Raw genomic sequence first — 14,356 nt, 5'->3', positions numbered from 1 at the left:
GGAGGTTGACGATGACCACCACCGACCCGTCCCTGATCCCCCTGCACCGCCTGCGGTTCGAGGAACCGGGCCCGCCCCGCTTGGGGGAGCTGCCCGGCGGAGCCCCCGCCTGGCTGGTGAGCCGGTACGCCGACGTGCGCCAGGTCCTCTCCGACCCGCGCTTCGGCCGGTCCCGGCTGTATGCGGAGGACGCACCCGCCCTCTCCGACGTACCGGACCTCGTCAACAACCCCGACCTCATGTTCAACCAGGACGGCCCCGACCATCTGCGGCTGCGCCGGACCCTGCGCCGGGCGTTCACCCCGAGGGCCGTAGCCCGCTGGCGCCCCTGGATCGCCGCGATCGTGGACGAGCTGCTGGACCGCCTGGAGGAGCGGCCCCGACCGGCCGACGTGGTCGAGGAGTTCACCCTGCCCCTCCCCGTGGCGGTGATCAGCCGGCTGATGGGCCTGGACGGTTCGGCCTGGGACCGGATGCGGCACTGGAGCGAGCACGCCTTCTCGGACGGATCGCACGCGGGGGAGGAGGTGGAGTCGGTGCTGAAGGAGTTCAGCGCGTTCGGCGCGGACCTCCTCGCGACCCGGCGGCACACCCCCGGCGACGACCTGGTCAGCGGTCTGGTCCGGGCGGCCGACGAGGAAGGCGGGGTTCCCGAGGCGCAGTTGGTGAGCCTGGTGTGCGGGCTCGTCGTCGGCGGCCACGACAGCACGATGACCATGCTGGGCAACGGGCTGCTCTACCTCCTGGGCGAACGCCCGGAGAGCTGGCCCCGCATCGGCGCGGACGAGGAGGCGGCCGGCCGGGTCGCGGACCGGCTCATCCACCTCGTCCCGCTGGGCGACGACCGGGGGACGGCCCGCCACGCGGCCGCGGACATCGAGGTGGGCGGGGTGACGATCCCGGCGGGCGCCATCGTCCTGGCGGACTGCGGCGCCGCCAACCGGGACCCGGGCGTCTTCCCCCGCCACACGCTCGACGACCTCTTCGTCCCTCTGGAGGCCCCCACCCTCTCGCTCGGGGCAGGGGCCCACTACTGCCTGGGCGCCTGGCTGGCCCGTACGGAACTCCAGCTCGCCCTGCACCGCCTGGCCGCCCGCTTCCCGGAGCTGCGGCTGGCGGAGCCGGTGGAGCGGGTCACCTGGCGGACCGGGACGACGTCACGGAGCCCGCGGAGGCTGACGGTGAGCTGGTAGGTCCTCCGTACGAGGACGGCTGCGGAGCCGGGGTTCAGCGGACCCGCTCGAAGCTCGGCCCGTAGGTGCCGGCCTTGACGCGCAGCGTCTCGAAACCGCCGTCGCCGCTGTTGCCGTACTTGCTCCAGTACTGGCAGGTCAGCCCGGAGTCGCCGTTGGGGTCGACGGCCTGGGCAACGGGGAACTCCTCGCAGGCGAGCTTGCTCGCCTCGAGCCCCGACTCCTTGCCGTACTGCTCGTACAGCTGGTGGTAGACGGTCTTCGCCACGATCAGCGACTTGAGCGGCTTGGCGTTGTAGAAGGTCATGAAGCTGCCTTCCTTGTACGAGTCGCTGATCTTGACCTCGTACGGAATGACAGCGCCCTCGTAGGTGACGTTGCAGGTGCTGACGGCCCCGGCCTTCTGGGTCACGCCGTCCGGGCAGTCGGCGCTGGTCTTGCCCGGCACCTTGACCCGGCCGAGCACCTGCTCCTGGAGCTTGTGCTCCACCCGCTCGGTGAAGGGGGCGCTGTTGTCCGGCTTGGGCAGGACCTTGAGCTGTCCGTCGGACGAGCTTTCGAGCACGTCCTTCTGCGGGCCGTCCACGGCAACGGGGAGCGTCGCCTGCTGCGGTGCGGCGCTGGTCTCCTGAGCGGCTTCCGGCTTGGAGTCGGCGGCGGGGGTGACGGCGGTGCCGGAGGAGTCCCCGGAGCCACAGCCGACTGCGAGGATGCCGACGGCGGCCAGTCCGATGAGCTTCTTGGTGTAGTGCATAAGGGCAGCCTAAGAGCGGCCTGTGAGTGCTCAGGGGGCCCGGGAGGGCAGCGAGGACGGCTCGGTACACCCGCAAAAAGCGGATATTGCGGAGGGAAACGCACCGCTTCGGGTTGCCTCAGCAGTCCCAGGAGCACCTGATGGTGACTCGGATGAGAAGGGGGCGTAGCGCGACTGTGACGCCGTGCTTCTCCGTCGGCCCTCCCCGGCTGCCCCGGCGGGGCTCTTCGGTCCTCCCGGGGGCACCGGTGCTCAGCGGCCGGGTGCCCCCGCCCGCAGTCCGTCCATCACGAGGTCCAGGAGCCTGGCCGCCCGTGGTTGCCACTCCTCCTGCGGATCGAGCTGCCAGAGGCCCGCGATGGCGAGGAAGAAGTCGTCCGGCGTGACCCCGGGGCGGATGATGCCCGCTTCCTCGTTGGCGCGGAGGAGCGTGCCGGCGGCCTCCGCCACCGGGGCCGGGCCGGGCTTGTCCGGGCTGCCCGGCGCGCTGGTGACCAGTCGGATCGCGTCCGCCAGACCCGCCTTGGTCATGGCGAACCGGGCGAGCCGGTCCATCCACTCGCGCAGCGCCGTCCCGGGGTCGCGGGTGCGCAGCAGTTCGGTGGCCGCGTCCGCCACCTGCTGCATCTCGTAGCGGTAGATCTCCAGGACGAGGGACTCGCGGTTGGGGAAGTTGCGGTAGAACGTGCCCTGCCCGACGCCGGCCTTCCTGGCGATGGTGCTCAGCGGGGCGTCCGGGTGCTCCGTGAGTTCGGCCATGGCGACGTGCAGGATCCGTTCACGATTGCGCACCGCGTCCGAGCGTGCGGGCGCGTCCTTCTTCGGCTGGGACACACATCCTCCTCACGGGTCCGTGGCCGAATCCCGTCCTTGTTAACCGGACAGCTGTCCGTTACGTTGATGAGCGAAGCGGACAGCAGTCCGGTTGGGGGCGACCTTAGCGCGCCCTGCCACCGGCGTGCACCCCGTGGCTCTCCCGGTCCGCTGCCGCTGCGCCGATCTCCTGTCACCGGACACCGAAGAAGGCTGATCATGGCCCCAGCATCCTCGTCGACCAGCAGCTCGATCACCCTGAACATCAACGGCGAGAAGCACCACCTGTCCGTCGACCACCGCACCACCCTGCTCGACGCCCTGCGCGAGCGCCTCGACCTCACCGGTACCAAGAAGGGCTGCGACCAGGGACAGTGCGGCGCCTGCACGGTCCTGGTCGACCGCCGCCGCGTGGTCTCCTGCCTCAACCTGGCGGTGGCGGCCGAGGGCCGCGAGATCACCACCATCGAGGGCGTCGCCGAAGGGGAGGACCTGCACCCCGTCCAGCAGGCCTTCCTCGACCTCGACGGCTACCAGTGCGGCTACTGCACGCCAGGCCAGATCTGCTCCGCCATCGCCGTCATCGAGGAGCACGCGGCCGGCTGGCCGAGCGCCGTCACCGAAGACGTCGGCTCTCCCGTGCTGCCACCCCTGACGCCCGACGAGATCCGCGAGCGGATGAGCGGAAACCTCTGCCGCTGCGGCGCGTACGTCTCGATCGTCCAAGCCGTCTCCCGTGGCGCCGAGGCCCACGGCGAGGCGCGTACGGCAACAGCCGAGGAGGCCGCCGCATGAAAGAATTCGACTACCGGCGCGCCCCCGACGTCACCGGTGCGGTCGGCCTGCTCGCGGGTGAACCGGAAGCACGGTTCCTCGGCGGCGGCACCAACCTGGTCGACCTGATGAAGTCCGGCGTCGAACGGCCCGCCCTGCTCGTCGACGTAAGCGAACTGCCCCTGGACCGGATCGAGTCCACGGCGGACGGCGGCCTGCGCATCGGGGCGACCGTCACCAACAGCGACCTCGCCGCCCACCCCGATGTCCGACGGCGCTTTCCCGCACTGTCCCAGGCCGTCCTCGCCGGGGCGTCCGGACAACTGCGGAACATGGCCACCGTCGGAGGCAATCTGCTCCAGCGCACCCGCTGCGGCTACTTCACCGACGTCAGCGGCCCGTGCAACAAACGCGTCCCCGGCAGCGGCTGCCCGGCCGTCGACGGCGAGCACCACAACCACGCGATCCTCGGCGCCTCCGGCCGGTGCGTGGCCGTGCACCCCTCCGACATGGGAGTGGCTCTCACGGCGTTCGACGCCCGGGTCGCCTACGAGACCCTCGACGGGCCCGGCGAGATGCCCCTCACCGATCTCTACCTTCCCGTGGGCGACACCCCGCACCGCGAAACCGCTCTGCCTCCCGGCGCGTTGATCACCCACGTCACGCTGCCCGCCGCGCCGGTGGCCGCCGAGTCCCGCTACCGCAAGGTTCGCGAGCGTGCCTCATACGCGTTCGCCATCGGCTCTGTGGCCGCCGCGCTGGACATCGGAGACGGGCACGTACGAGAAGCCCGGCTCGCCCTCGGTGCCGTCGCCTCGCACCCCTGGCGCGCCCGCGCGGCCGAAGCCGTCCTGACCGGTGCGCCTGCCGTCGGCGCCACCTTCGCGGCCGCCGCCGACGCCGAACTCGCCGCCGCCCGGCCGCTGCCCGACAACGGATACAAGGTGCCCCTCATGCGCAACCTCATCGTCTCCGTCCTCACCGAACTGGCGGAAGGCGGCGCCCGATGACCACCACCACGCCCGGCCCCCGGGCACTGCACGCGGCCGTCGGCACCGCCCGTACGCGGGTCGAGGGCCGGGAGAAGGTCACCGGAGCCGCACGCTACGCGGGCGAGATCCCCTTCGCCGACCTCGCCCACGGCTGGCTGGTGCTCTCCACCGTCACCCGGGGGCGCATCGTCTCGATCGACACCGCCCCCGTCCTCGCCATGCCGGGCGTCCTCACGGTGCTCCACCACGGCAACGCCCCGCGCCTGCACACCGATTACGTCGGGATGCTGGGCACTCCGCCGGACCCCGCCGCCGCCGTCTTCCAGGGCGACAGGGTGCCGTTCGCCGGCTGGCCGGTCGCGCTGGTCGTCGCCGGAACCCCCGAGCAGGCCAGGGAGGCCGCCGAGGCACTGGTGGTCACCTACGAACAGGAGCCGCACACCACCGTGCTGACCACGGGCGACCCCGCGGCCTATGCGGCTGCGGGCCACATGCCGGCGGAGACCGGGAAGGGCGACCTGGAGGCCGAACTCGCCGCCTCCGCCGTCGTGCTGGACGAGGAGTACACCACTCCCGAGGAACAGCACAGCATGATGGAGCCGCACGCGGCGACCGCGACGTGGGACGGCGGACGGCTGGAGGTCGTCGACTCCAACCAGGGCGCCGGCTGGGTCCGGTCCGAGCTGGCCGCCCTGTTCTCGCTCGACGCGTCCTCGGTGCGGGTCCGCTCCGAACACATCGGCGGAGGCTTCGGCAGCAAGGGACTGCGCGCCCACCAGGTGTCCGCCGTCATGGCGGCCACCGCCCTCCAACGGCCGGTGCGCGTGGTCATGACCAGGCGTCAGACATTCTCGCTCGCCGGGTACCGCAGCCCCACCGTCCAGCGGGTCAGGCTCGGAGCGGACCCTGACGGCAGGCTCCGTGCCCTGGAACACCGCTCGCTCAACCAGACCTCGACCGTGTACGAGTTCGTGGAGCCGAGCGCGGGCGTCGCCCGGGTGCTGTACGACGCCGACGCCCATCACACGGCCAACCGCGTCGTGCGTCTCGACGTGCCGTCCCCCACCTGGATGCGAGCGCCGGGGGAGGCGCCGGGGTCGTTCGCCATCGAGGCGGCCCTCGACGAACTGGCCGAACGCGCCGGAGTCGACCCGGTCGAACTGCGCCTTCGCAACGAGCCCGGGGCCGGCCCCGTCTCCGGCCTCCCCTTCAGCACCAACAACCTGGCCGCCTGCCTCCGGGAAGGCGCCCGCAGGTTCGGCTGGGCGGACCGGGACCCGCGCCCCGGGCTCCGCCGGGACGGCCGCTGGCTGCTCGGCACGGGAATGGCCTCGGCGTCCTTCGGCGCCGGAGCCATGCCCTCGACGGCCCTCGTCACGGCCGAGGCCGACGGCTCCTACACCGTACGGATCGCCGCCGCCGACATCGGCACCGGCGCCCGCACCGCGCTCACCCTGATCGCCGCCGACGCCCTGGAGACCACGCCCGAGCGGGTCCGGGTCAGGATCGGCGACAGCGACTTCGGCCCCGCGATGATCGCCGGCGGATCCATGGGCACGCGCTCCTGGGCCTGGGCGATCACCGAGGCCGCGTCCGAACTCCTGGAACGGCTCGCGGCGGCCCCGGACGTCCCGCCGGAGGGGATCACCGTGCGCTCCGACTCCACCGCGGCCCTCAGCGCCCTGGCACAGAAGGAGCGGCACTCCTTCGGCGCCCAGTTCGCGGAGGTCGCCGTGGACACCGCCACGGGCGAAGTCCGGGTCCGTCGCATGCTGGGCATCTTCGCGGCGGGTCGGATCGTGAACCCCCTCACCGCCCGCAACCAGCTCGTCGGCGGGATGACCTGGGGCATCTCCATGGCCCTGCACGAGGAGGCGGTCCGCGACCGGAACACAGGCCGCCACTACTCTCCCGACCTCGCCGGCTACCACGTGGCCACGCACGCGGACGTCCCGGACATCGAGGCGGACTGGGTGGACGACCATGACTCCGACGATCCCGTCGGCATCAAGGGCGTCGGGGAGATCGGCATCGTGGGCGCGGCCGCCGCCGTCGCCAACGCCGTCTGGCACGCCACCGGCGTACGTCACCGGAACCTGCCGATCCGTCCCGACCGGATCCTCACCGCACCGGCCGCACCGGACGGCGGAGCGGCGGATGCTTGACATCGCCGACGCGCTGCACCACTGGACGGCCGAGGGCCGGGAGTTCGCGGTCGCCACCGTGGTGTCCGTCGACGGCAGCGCCCCGCGCGGGCCCGGCGCCGCCCTGGCCGTCGACAGCGGCGGCGCCGCGATCGGCTCGGTTTCCGGTGGCTGCGTGGAGGGCGCGGTCTACGAGATGTGCGCGCAGGCCCTCAAGGACGGCCGCACCGTGCGTGAACGCTTCGGCTACAGCGACGAGGACGCCTTCGCGGTCGGCCTGACCTGCGGCGGCGTCATCGACGTCCTGGTCACGCCGGTCCGTGCCGGTTCACCGGAACGCGAAGTGCTGCGGTCCGCGCTGGCCAGTGCCGCTTCCGGTGAGGCCGCGGCCCTCGCCCGGGTGGTGGACGGCCCGGCGGAACTGCTCGGGAACGCTCTGCTGATCCGCGCCGACGGCAGTCCCGAGGGCGGGCTCGGCCGCGACGCCGGGCTGGACAGCACGGCGGCCGCCGAGGCGCGGGCGCTCCTGCACACCGGCCGGACCGGCACCGTCACCCTCTCCGAGAACGGCTCCCACTGCCCCGGCGGACTCACCTTGCTGGTCGAATGCAGTGCGCCCCCGCCCCGCATGATCGTCTTCGGTGCCGTGGACTTCGCCGCGGCCCTGGTGAAGGCCGGCAAATTCCTGGGCCATCACGTCACCGTCTGCGACGCCCGGCCCGTCTTCGCCACGGAGGCCCGCTTCCCGGAGGCGGACGAGGTCGTCGTCGACTGGCCGCACCGTTATCTGCGCGGCACCCGCACCGACGGGCGCACGGTGGTGTGCGTCCTCACCCACGAGGCCCGGTTCGACGTGCCGCTGCTCACGGAGGCGCTGCGCAGGCCGGTCGCCTTCGTCGGCGCGATGGGCTCGCGCCGGACCCACGAGGACCGGTTGCGGCGGCTGCGTGAAGCAGGGCTGGCCGAACACCAACTGGCGCGGCTGCGGTCACCCATCGGTCTGGACCTCGGGGCCCGTACACCGGAGGAGACGGCACTCTCCATCGCCGCCGAGATCGTCGCGATCCGGCAGGGCGGGACGGGCCTCCCGCTGACCGGCGGGTCGGAGCCCATCCACCGGGACCTGGACCGGACGGCGGCCTGAGAGGGCTTCCGTCGGAGCACGGCCTCAGCGCACCCGACGCACGCGGATCGGGCCATGCACCTCGTCCGGCTCGACACGGCGTCCGCCCTGGGTGATCTCCACCGCTCCGGCCTCCGTCAGCCGACGTGCCGCCCGGCGGGCGGGTTCCATGAGTGCGCGCCACCCGTCGTCATCCCCGTCGTAGACCGCTCGTGCGGCGTCGGAGGGGCAGATCGTCGCGGTGGGCGCACGCCCGTCCAGCAACTCCAGGATGGCCCGTTCCAGTTGGAGAACCTGCTGATGTCCGCCGGCGTTCATGCCGTCAGTGTCGCATTCGCCCGACCGCTCCTCCTGTTCTCCGAGGCGATCGGCTGTCCCCGGGGAGCGCCCGGCGAAGGAGGACCGCCCGCTGTCCGGACAGGCGACTCGTTGTAGGGTGTAGGGACAGCCCTTGACCTGCAAAAACGCAGGCAGGGAGCCTACCTTCGGGAGTACCTCGATGCTGCGCACCATGTTCAAGTCCAAGATCCACCGCGCCACCGTCACCCAGGCCGATCTGCACTACGTCGGTTCCGTGACCATCGACGCCGACCTGATGGACGCCGCCGACCTGCTGCCCGGCGAACTGGTCCATATCGTTGACATCGACAACGGCGCCCGCCTGGAGACGTACGTCATCGAGGGCGAGCGCGGCTCCGGTGTCATCGGGATCAACGGCGCCGCCGCACACCTCGTGCACCCCGGCGACCTGGTCATCCTGATCAGTTACGCCCAGGTCGAGGACGCGGAGGCCCGCGCGCTCACCCCGAAGGTCGTCCACGTCGACGCGGACAACCGGATCGTGGCGCTCGGCAGCGACGCGTCGGAGCCGGTGCCCGGGAGCCGTACGGAGCGGAGCCCGCAGGCGGTCGCCGCGCGCGGCTGAACCGGTCGGCTCGTACAGGGCGCCACGAGCGAAGAGAGAGCAGAGGCCCATGGCGGAGAACGTGGCAGTGGAGATCAGCGACGACCGGGAGCGCGGCACGCTCACGGCGTACGAGGACGGGAAGGCCGCCGGGACGATCGCGTACTTCGTCATGGAGCCCGCCCCGGGCGCGCTCGTGGCCGTGCACACCGTCGTCCGGCCCGAGCACGAGGGCAAGGGCATCGCCGGGGCGCTCGTCCGGAAGTTTTACGCCCTCGCCGCCGAGGAGGGGGTGCCCGTCGTGCCCCTGTGCCCGTACGCGGCCAAGTGGGCGCAGCGCCACCCGGACGAGGCGCCCGCGGCTCCGGAGGAGCTCGTACGGGAAGCGGAACGGCAGCTCAAGGATCATCCCGAGCTGTTCTGAGGCGTGGGTGAGGGGCCGCCCACACGCCCCGCTCCGCCTGCCTCAGGCCCTCAGCGCGGTGTCCGTCGCGGGCCGGATGGCCAGGTCCCGGCGGATGTACCACTCGGTGCCCAACGCCCGGTGCTGGTCGGCGGGCGACAGTGCGGCGATCCGGCCGGGTGCGGCGCCCCGTACCACCTCGCTGCGGTGGGCCAGGATCGCCGCCAGCTTCCGGGGCAGCCAGGGGGTGACATCGACCGTCGTGGTGATCCATGCGTCGTCGGAGACGTGGAACGCGTCGACGGGCGTGCCCTGTCGGCCCAGGCGCCCGCCCACCACCTCGGCGGCCGAGCGCGGGTGCGTGGCCAGGTAGAGGGCGCTCGGCTGCCAGGGGGCACCCGCCTCGGGGTGGAGCCGGGCGAGTCCTGAGGCCCGGACGGCCAGGGCGGTGACCCGGTGGGCGTGTACGTGGTCGGGGTGGCCGGTCATGCCCCCGTACGGGTCCGGGGCGATCACCACCTGGGGCCGGACGGCGCGGATGTGGGCCACCACGGCACCCACGGCCTCGTCCAGCGGAGCGTCGAGGAACCGGGGGCGACCGGGCGCCGAGTCCGGGATCTTGGCGTCCGCGTAGCCGAGCAGCCGGGGCGGCCCCGTGCCGAGGATCTCCAGCGCCCGCGCCAACTCCTCGGCCCGGTGGGTCCCCTCCGCCCAGGTCGCCGTGACCACCGCCGTCCGCGCTCCGGCCGCCGCGTGCTGCGCGAGTACGCCGCCCGAGAAGATGGACTCGTCGTCCGGGTGCGCGTGCACGGCGAGCACGCTCGGCGGGGGTGGGGCTGCTGCCTCACTCGTCGCGGAAGGTTTCGCGGCGGAGGCATCGGATGATGCGTCGCCCCGTACCTCGGCCGCGTGGCGCAGGACCAGGTCGAGCGTCGAGCGGCTCAGCCGGAGGCGGGGGAGGACCTCCGGAGCGAACCAGTGCAGCATCACCCCCTCCGTCAGCGTGAGCCGCGCGGGGTCCCCGTTCCACCGGCCGGAGTAGACGGCCACCGGAACCGGCGTGCCGTCCGTGCCCGTCGCGATCTCGACGGCGTACGGCTCCAGTACGGCCAGGTCGAGGCCCGCCTCCTCCCGCAGCTCCCGCCGGACCGTCTCCTCCAGCGACCGGTCCTGCGGTTCCCGGCCGCCGCCCAGGAGCGACCAGGCGCCCGGCTCCCAGATCAGGCCCGGCAGATGGTCGCGCAGGTGCATCAGATACTGGCCGGCGTCGTTGCGGATGAGCGCCGAGGCGTTCACCGGCTCGGCGGCCGGGGAGCCGGATACGGGCACGGGCACGGGGGCCTCGGGCGGGCGAGGCGGCTGGTCGGTCACGGGGCGACCGTAGCGCCGGGCGGGAGGCGGGGCGGGGGGTTCGGCGGAGGATCAGCCCGGCGGGTGACGGGCGGGACGGCCCCCGGCCCGTACGTGTGGACTCGGCAGGCGCGGGCAGCCGCACCGGGAGACGGTGGAGGAAAGCTCCATCTGTCCGTTTCATGTCGTTGTGGAGGATCGAAATGACCCACCCGTACCCCGACCCCGTCCCGCCCTCGCCGACGCCTCCGCCCGTGCCGGGTCCGCCCACCCCCGTACCGAGCCCGCCGCCCGTGCCGCCGGGCCCCGCCCCGGTGCCTCCCGGCCCGGCCCCGGACCCGATCCCGCAGCCCCCGGCGCCCGGCCCCGACCCCGTACCGGACCCGGAGCCGCAGCCCGAGCCCGCCGGGTCGTAAGGGGTCGTAGAGGCGAGGGAGCGCAGAACGACGGGGGAGCGGGGACTCCGGGCGTCCAGAGCGTACGGAGTCCCCGCTCAGCCCAGCACCGTCAGCGCGTCCGCGTACGCCAGACCGCTCTCGGCGGCGATCGCGTCCATCGTCTGCGCCTCGCGCACCGTCGCGAACACCGCCTCGCCCTCCGGCGCCGACGAGCGGAAGCCGTAGACCGCCGGGCGCGGCAGGCTGTTGTACGCCCACGGGGTGGAGAAGTAGTACGCCCCCGTGTCGTACAGCACGACGAAGTCGCCCTCGGCCAGCTCCGGCAGCTCCCGGCCGTGCGCCACCACATCGCCCGCGAAGCAGCACGGGCCCGCGATGTCCTGCGCCAGCGGCGGGCCATCCTTCGGGGTGCCGTCGGCCGCGAACGCCCCGATCCGCAGCGGCCAGGAGCCGGGCATGAAGACCGTACGGGTGGCGGTCTGCGCCCCCGCGTGGGTGAGCGCGATCCGGCGGCCGCCCGCGTCCTTCGTGTACTCCACCCGCGCCCCGATGAAGCCGTTCTTCGCCAGCAGCGACCGGCCGAACTCGGTGACCAGCGCGTACCGGCCGGAGAACAGGCCCGGGGCCGCCGCCGTCAGCGCGTCCACGTACGCCGCGTACGTCGGGTGCGTGGTGTCGTCCGTGAAGTTGACCGGCAGCCCGCCGCCGATGTCCAGGCTGGTGATCCGCCGGGTGCCGAGGCGTTCGTTGATCTCCTCGGCCAGCTCGTACGTCCGTGCCACGCCCGCCGCGATCAGCTCCAACGGGCAGCCCTGGGAGCCCACATGGGCGTGCAGCCGGGTCAGCCACGGGCGCGTCTCGAAGGCCCGCACCACCGCCTCGCGGGCGCCCGGGTCGCGGAGCGCCACCCCGAACTTCGAGGTGTCCGTCGCCGTGGACATCGCCCCGATCGAGCCGCCTCCCACCTGCGGGTTGACCCGGAGACCGAGGACGGCGGCGGAGTCCCGGTGGCGGAGCGCGTCGATGCGGCGGAGTTCGTCGAGGCTGTCGGCGTTGACGGCCACCCCGAGGGCGAGCGCCAGGCGGATCTCCTCACGGGTCTTGGCGGGGGAGTCCAGCACGATCGTCCCCGGCGCGAAACCGGCCTCCACGGCGAGCCGCAGCTCACCCGGGCTCGCCACCTCGCACCCCATCCCGCAGTCGGCCAGCAGCCGCAGGACCGGGACGAGGGAAGAGGCCTTGGCGGCGAAGGTGTGCAGCACACCGGGGCTGTGCGCGAACGCCTCCCGCAGCGCCGCGACGGACGACCGCACCCCGTCCGTGTCCACGAACCCGGCCACCGGTCGGGACTCGCCCAGCAGCCCCTGCCGGACGGCCGCCCGGACGGCGGCGTCGAAACGGACGGCGGGGCGTCGAGGGGTGACAGAAACTGACGGTGTCGTACGGGCGGATTGGGTGATGGCTGCCCCCACGGGTCTCCGGCGGTACAGGTCCACGGCCGAGGTTACGAGCAGGCCGCCCTCGCGCGATGAGCGCGACGAGAACGGCCCCTCACGCGATGAGCCCGACCACCGCTTCCGCCCTCAGCATCCGGAACGTGAACGCCTGCTGGAAGTAGAGGTGGACGCTGGTGGCGTCGTGGTCCGCGTACCCGATCGACAGATCCTGGCCCAGGCAGAGTTCGAAGTCCCCGCCCCGGGTGGAGAGCAGCACCCCGCCCTTGACCGCGGGGGCCCACAGGATCTCGTCGTCCACGATGCGGCTCAGATGCGTCTTGACCGGATATCCGTGGTCGGAGGTCTCGGCGGCCTCGGTGAACGCGTCCGCGCCGAGCAGCAGCCGGTACGGTCCGTCGACACCGGCCAGCCGCAGCCGGGTCACCGCCTGGCTGACCGCCGCCGGATAGTCCCGCGCGTCGGCGGGCAGCGGCAGCGGGTCGTGCGAGGAACCGTCCCGCAGGCCGGTGATCCCGGCCGCCGCGTACCCGTCGATGATCGCCATGTCCTCCGCGAACGCGCAGGTGCGCGCCGCGTCCTTGACGGGCTGCCAGTCGCTGTCGGCCGAGCCGCGCTCCACGTCGTCCACCGCCTGGCGGCTCACAGTGAACGGCACCCGCCACTCGATGACCGGCATCGACGTACGCGCCCGGGCCAGCACGTCCGGGGCCGGCGGGTCGATGTCGCGGAGATGGCCGTCCCCCACCGCGGCCAGCGTCGGGCCGTCCGGATCGGAGACGTCGACGACACGGCGGCCCGCCACATGGCGGCGGAAGGTCCGCCGGGCCTCCTCCTCGATCTCGGCCCAGGCGGCGGGGGTGACCGGTGCGAGTTCGCGGTGCAGATTGTTCATCACTGGGCGCTTTCTTGCAGGCTGCCGATGCGCAGCGAACCGTGGTCCGACCCGGCCGCGACGGGCTCCTGCCGGACCGGTGCGGGCACCGGTTCCGGCCGGTCGCCCGGGCGCACCAGGGAGGGCGGGGGCGGCGGGTCGTCGAGGAAGTCGGCGCGGGGTGCGAAGAAGAGGCCCCCGGTGACCGCCGTGGAGAAGTCGAGGATGCGGTCGTGCGTGCCGGGCGGGTCGCCGAGGAACATGTTGCGGAGCATGCGTTCGGTGACGTCGGGGTCGGCCGCGTACCCGATGAAGTACGTACCGAACTCGCCCTGCCCGAAGTTCCCGAACGGCATGTTCGCCCGAAGGATGTCGCGTTCGGTGCCGTCCGGGTCGGTGATCGTGTTGAGCGCCAGATGCGAGTCGGCGGGCTTCTCGTCGTCGGGGAACTCCACGTCGTCGAACTTCGTGCGGCCGATGACGCGTTCCTGCTCCTCCACGGAGAGCGTGTTCCACGAGGTCAGGTCGTGCAGGTACTTCTGTACGACGACATAGCTGCCGCCCTCGAACTCAGGATCGTCGTCCGCCCCGACGAGCGCGGCCGCACGGGCGTCGTCGCCCACCGGATTCTCCGTACCGTCCACGAAGCCGAGCAGATCCCGGTGGTCGAGATAGCGGAAGCCGTGCGTCTCGTCCACGATCCGCAGCGCCCCGCCGAGCTTGTCGAGCAGCTGCGCCGCCCACGCGAAGCAGACGTCCATCCGCTCGGCCCGGATGTGCAGCAGCACGTCGCCCGGGGTCGCCGGGGCGTGGTGGAGGCGGCCGCGCAGCTCCGGGAACGGGTGGAGGTGCGCGGGGCGCGGCCCGTCGAACAGCCGGTCCCAGACGGCGGAGCTGAACCCGGTCACACAGGCCAGACCGGCGTCCGGGTAGCGGAACCCCAGGGAGCGGGCGACGGCCGCGAGGTCCGGCAGCACCTCCCTTACGGCCTCCTCGCCGCCCGGCTCGACCGTGCCGACCAGGAAGAGCGCCGCACTGGTGAGCGGGGCCACGACGGGCTGGACGGAGACGGGGTCGGGGACGGCGTCGGGCATGCGCGCAACTCCAGACATCGGGGCGGGCGGGCCGCGGGAACAGGGCCCTCACTCCACTCAGCCATGCCCGGCGGGTGCTCGCATGC

General features: G+C 72.9%; 15 protein-coding genes and 1 pseudogene. 8 read left to right on the top strand and 8 right to left on the bottom strand.

The genetic code is table 11. The features are described 5' to 3' along the window. Positions 1-11: 11 nt before the first annotated feature. Positions 12-1,193: a cytochrome P450 gene (locus DJ476_RS01965; RefSeq protein WP_112489647.1), complete on the top strand. Its 1,182-nt coding sequence runs from the start codon at positions 12-14 to the stop codon at positions 1,191-1,193. A 34-nt stretch (positions 1,194-1,227) separates the two neighbouring features. On the opposite strand, the gene DJ476_RS01960 is transcribed toward DJ476_RS01965, so the two are convergent. Together DJ476_RS01960 and DJ476_RS01955 are read right to left on the bottom strand one after the other, a co-directional pair. Further along, a complete protein-coding gene (locus tag DJ476_RS01960) occupies positions 1,228-1,947 on the bottom strand; it encodes a hypothetical protein (protein ID WP_112489646.1) in 720 nt (239 codons plus the stop codon). Positions 1,948-2,199: 252 nt separating this feature from the next. Further along, the gene (locus DJ476_RS01955) at positions 2,200-2,781 is read right to left on the bottom strand and encodes a TetR/AcrR family transcriptional regulator (protein WP_112489645.1); all 582 of its coding nucleotides are present in this window, start codon (positions 2,779-2,781) and stop codon (positions 2,200-2,202) included. Between the two features lie 198 nt (positions 2,782-2,979). On the opposite strand from DJ476_RS01955, the gene DJ476_RS01950 reads away from it, so the two are divergent. Genes DJ476_RS01950 through DJ476_RS01935 form a run of 4 tightly spaced genes read left to right on the top strand, consistent with a single transcriptional unit; the run spans position 2,980 to position 7,814 of the window. Further along, positions 2,980-3,555: a 2Fe-2S iron-sulfur cluster-binding protein gene (locus DJ476_RS01950; protein WP_103417715.1), complete on the top strand. Its 576-nt coding sequence runs from the start codon at positions 2,980-2,982 to the stop codon at positions 3,553-3,555. Further along, positions 3,552-4,544: an FAD binding domain-containing protein gene (locus tag DJ476_RS01945; protein WP_112489644.1), complete on the top strand. Its 993-nt coding sequence runs from the start codon at positions 3,552-3,554 to the stop codon at positions 4,542-4,544. Before DJ476_RS01950 ends, DJ476_RS01945 begins: the two co-directional genes overlap by 4 nt. Further along, the gene (locus DJ476_RS01940; RefSeq protein ID WP_112489643.1) at positions 4,541-6,691 is read left to right on the top strand and encodes a xanthine dehydrogenase family protein molybdopterin-binding subunit; all 2,151 of its coding nucleotides are present in this window, start codon (positions 4,541-4,543) and stop codon (positions 6,689-6,691) included. Before DJ476_RS01945 ends, DJ476_RS01940 begins: the two co-directional genes overlap by 4 nt. Next, positions 6,684-7,814, top strand: a complete 1,131-nt coding sequence (locus tag DJ476_RS01935; RefSeq protein ID WP_112489642.1) for an XdhC family protein — start codon at positions 6,684-6,686, stop codon at positions 7,812-7,814. Before DJ476_RS01940 ends, DJ476_RS01935 begins: the two co-directional genes overlap by 8 nt. Positions 7,815-7,838: 24 nt before the next feature. On the opposite strand, the gene DJ476_RS01930 is transcribed toward DJ476_RS01935, so the two are convergent. Then, on the bottom strand, positions 7,839-8,111 hold the full coding sequence (locus DJ476_RS01930; RefSeq protein WP_103417712.1) for a DUF3253 domain-containing protein: 273 nt from the start codon (positions 8,109-8,111) through the stop codon (positions 7,839-7,841). 181 nt (positions 8,112-8,292) lie between these two features. On the opposite strand from DJ476_RS01930, the gene panD reads away from it, so the two are divergent. After that, positions 8,293-8,718, top strand: coding sequence for an aspartate 1-decarboxylase (panD, locus tag DJ476_RS01925; protein WP_018487362.1), 426 nt, complete (start codon positions 8,293-8,295; stop codon positions 8,716-8,718). Positions 8,719-8,767: 49 nt separating this feature from the next. Continuing rightward, positions 8,768-9,121, top strand: coding sequence for a GNAT family N-acetyltransferase (locus tag DJ476_RS01920; RefSeq protein ID WP_112489641.1), 354 nt, complete (start codon positions 8,768-8,770; stop codon positions 9,119-9,121). Between the two features lie 42 nt (positions 9,122-9,163). On the opposite strand, the gene DJ476_RS35295 is transcribed toward DJ476_RS01920, so the two are convergent. Both DJ476_RS35295 and DJ476_RS35290 read right to left on the bottom strand, forming a co-directional pair. After that, complete coding sequence (locus DJ476_RS35295) at positions 9,164-9,919, bottom strand: PIG-L family deacetylase (RefSeq protein ID WP_318294861.1); 756 nt, start codon at positions 9,917-9,919, stop codon at positions 9,164-9,166. Between the two features lie 189 nt (positions 9,920-10,108). Beyond that, positions 10,109-10,351, bottom strand: a pseudogene (locus DJ476_RS35290) (NUDIX domain-containing protein); the annotation flags it as partial. A 302-nt stretch (positions 10,352-10,653) separates the two neighbouring features. On the opposite strand from DJ476_RS35290, the gene DJ476_RS01910 reads away from it, so the two are divergent. Next, the gene (locus tag DJ476_RS01910) at positions 10,654-10,866 is read left to right on the top strand and encodes a hypothetical protein (protein WP_053558226.1); all 213 of its coding nucleotides are present in this window, start codon (positions 10,654-10,656) and stop codon (positions 10,864-10,866) included. 77 nt (positions 10,867-10,943) lie between these two features. On the opposite strand, the gene DJ476_RS01905 is transcribed toward DJ476_RS01910, so the two are convergent. The 3 genes from DJ476_RS01905 to DJ476_RS01895 all read right to left on the bottom strand — a co-directional run bounded on the left by DJ476_RS01905 (position 10,944) and on the right by DJ476_RS01895 (position 14,270). Next, positions 10,944-12,320: a type III PLP-dependent enzyme domain-containing protein gene (locus DJ476_RS01905; RefSeq protein ID WP_404827445.1), complete on the bottom strand. Its 1,377-nt coding sequence runs from the start codon at positions 12,318-12,320 to the stop codon at positions 10,944-10,946. 79 nt (positions 12,321-12,399) lie between these two features. Continuing rightward, positions 12,400-13,197: a family 1 encapsulin nanocompartment shell protein gene (locus DJ476_RS01900; RefSeq protein WP_112489639.1), complete on the bottom strand. Its 798-nt coding sequence runs from the start codon at positions 13,195-13,197 to the stop codon at positions 12,400-12,402. After that, positions 13,197-14,270 (bottom strand): Dyp-type peroxidase, encoded by a 1,074-nt coding sequence (locus DJ476_RS01895; RefSeq protein WP_112489638.1) that lies wholly within the window; start codon positions 14,268-14,270, stop codon positions 13,197-13,199. The genes DJ476_RS01900 and DJ476_RS01895 overlap by 1 nt, the downstream gene beginning before the upstream one ends. Positions 14,271-14,356: the final 86 nt, after the last annotated feature.

It is taken from the genome of Streptomyces bacillaris (genome assembly GCF_003268675.1).
GTDB lineage: Bacteria > Actinomycetota > Actinomycetes > Streptomycetales > Streptomycetaceae > Streptomyces > Streptomyces bacillaris.
The sequence above is the reverse complement of the archived record's forward strand: the minus strand, read 5'-3'. Positions and strand labels throughout refer to the sequence as shown.

Excerpts from the sequence above, each read along its gene's own strand:
- DJ476_RS01965 (WP_112489647.1), top strand. The coding sequence starts at position 12 with ATGACCACCACCGACCCGTCCCTGATCCCCCTGCACCGCCTGCGGTTC.
- DJ476_RS01960 (WP_112489646.1), bottom strand. The coding sequence starts at position 1,947 with ATGCACTACACCAAGAAGCTCATCGGACTGGCCGCCGTCGGCATCCTC.
- DJ476_RS01950 (WP_103417715.1), top strand. The coding sequence starts at position 2,980 with ATGGCCCCAGCATCCTCGTCGACCAGCAGCTCGATCACCCTGAACATC.
- DJ476_RS01945 (WP_112489644.1), top strand. The coding sequence starts at position 3,552 with ATGAAAGAATTCGACTACCGGCGCGCCCCCGACGTCACCGGTGCGGTC.
- DJ476_RS01940 (WP_112489643.1), top strand. The coding sequence starts at position 4,541 with ATGACCACCACCACGCCCGGCCCCCGGGCACTGCACGCGGCCGTCGGC.
- DJ476_RS01935 (WP_112489642.1), top strand. The coding sequence starts at position 6,684 with ATGCTTGACATCGCCGACGCGCTGCACCACTGGACGGCCGAGGGCCGG.
- DJ476_RS01930 (WP_103417712.1), bottom strand. The coding sequence starts at position 8,111 with ATGAACGCCGGCGGACATCAGCAGGTTCTCCAACTGGAACGGGCCATC.
- panD (WP_018487362.1), top strand. The coding sequence starts at position 8,293 with ATGCTGCGCACCATGTTCAAGTCCAAGATCCACCGCGCCACCGTCACC.
- DJ476_RS01920 (WP_112489641.1), top strand. The coding sequence starts at position 8,768 with ATGGCGGAGAACGTGGCAGTGGAGATCAGCGACGACCGGGAGCGCGGC.
- DJ476_RS01910 (WP_053558226.1), top strand. The coding sequence starts at position 10,654 with ATGACCCACCCGTACCCCGACCCCGTCCCGCCCTCGCCGACGCCTCCG.
- DJ476_RS01900 (WP_112489639.1), bottom strand. The coding sequence starts at position 13,197 with ATGAACAATCTGCACCGCGAACTCGCACCGGTCACCCCCGCCGCCTGG.
- DJ476_RS01895 (WP_112489638.1), bottom strand. The coding sequence starts at position 14,270 with ATGCCCGACGCCGTCCCCGACCCCGTCTCCGTCCAGCCCGTCGTGGCC.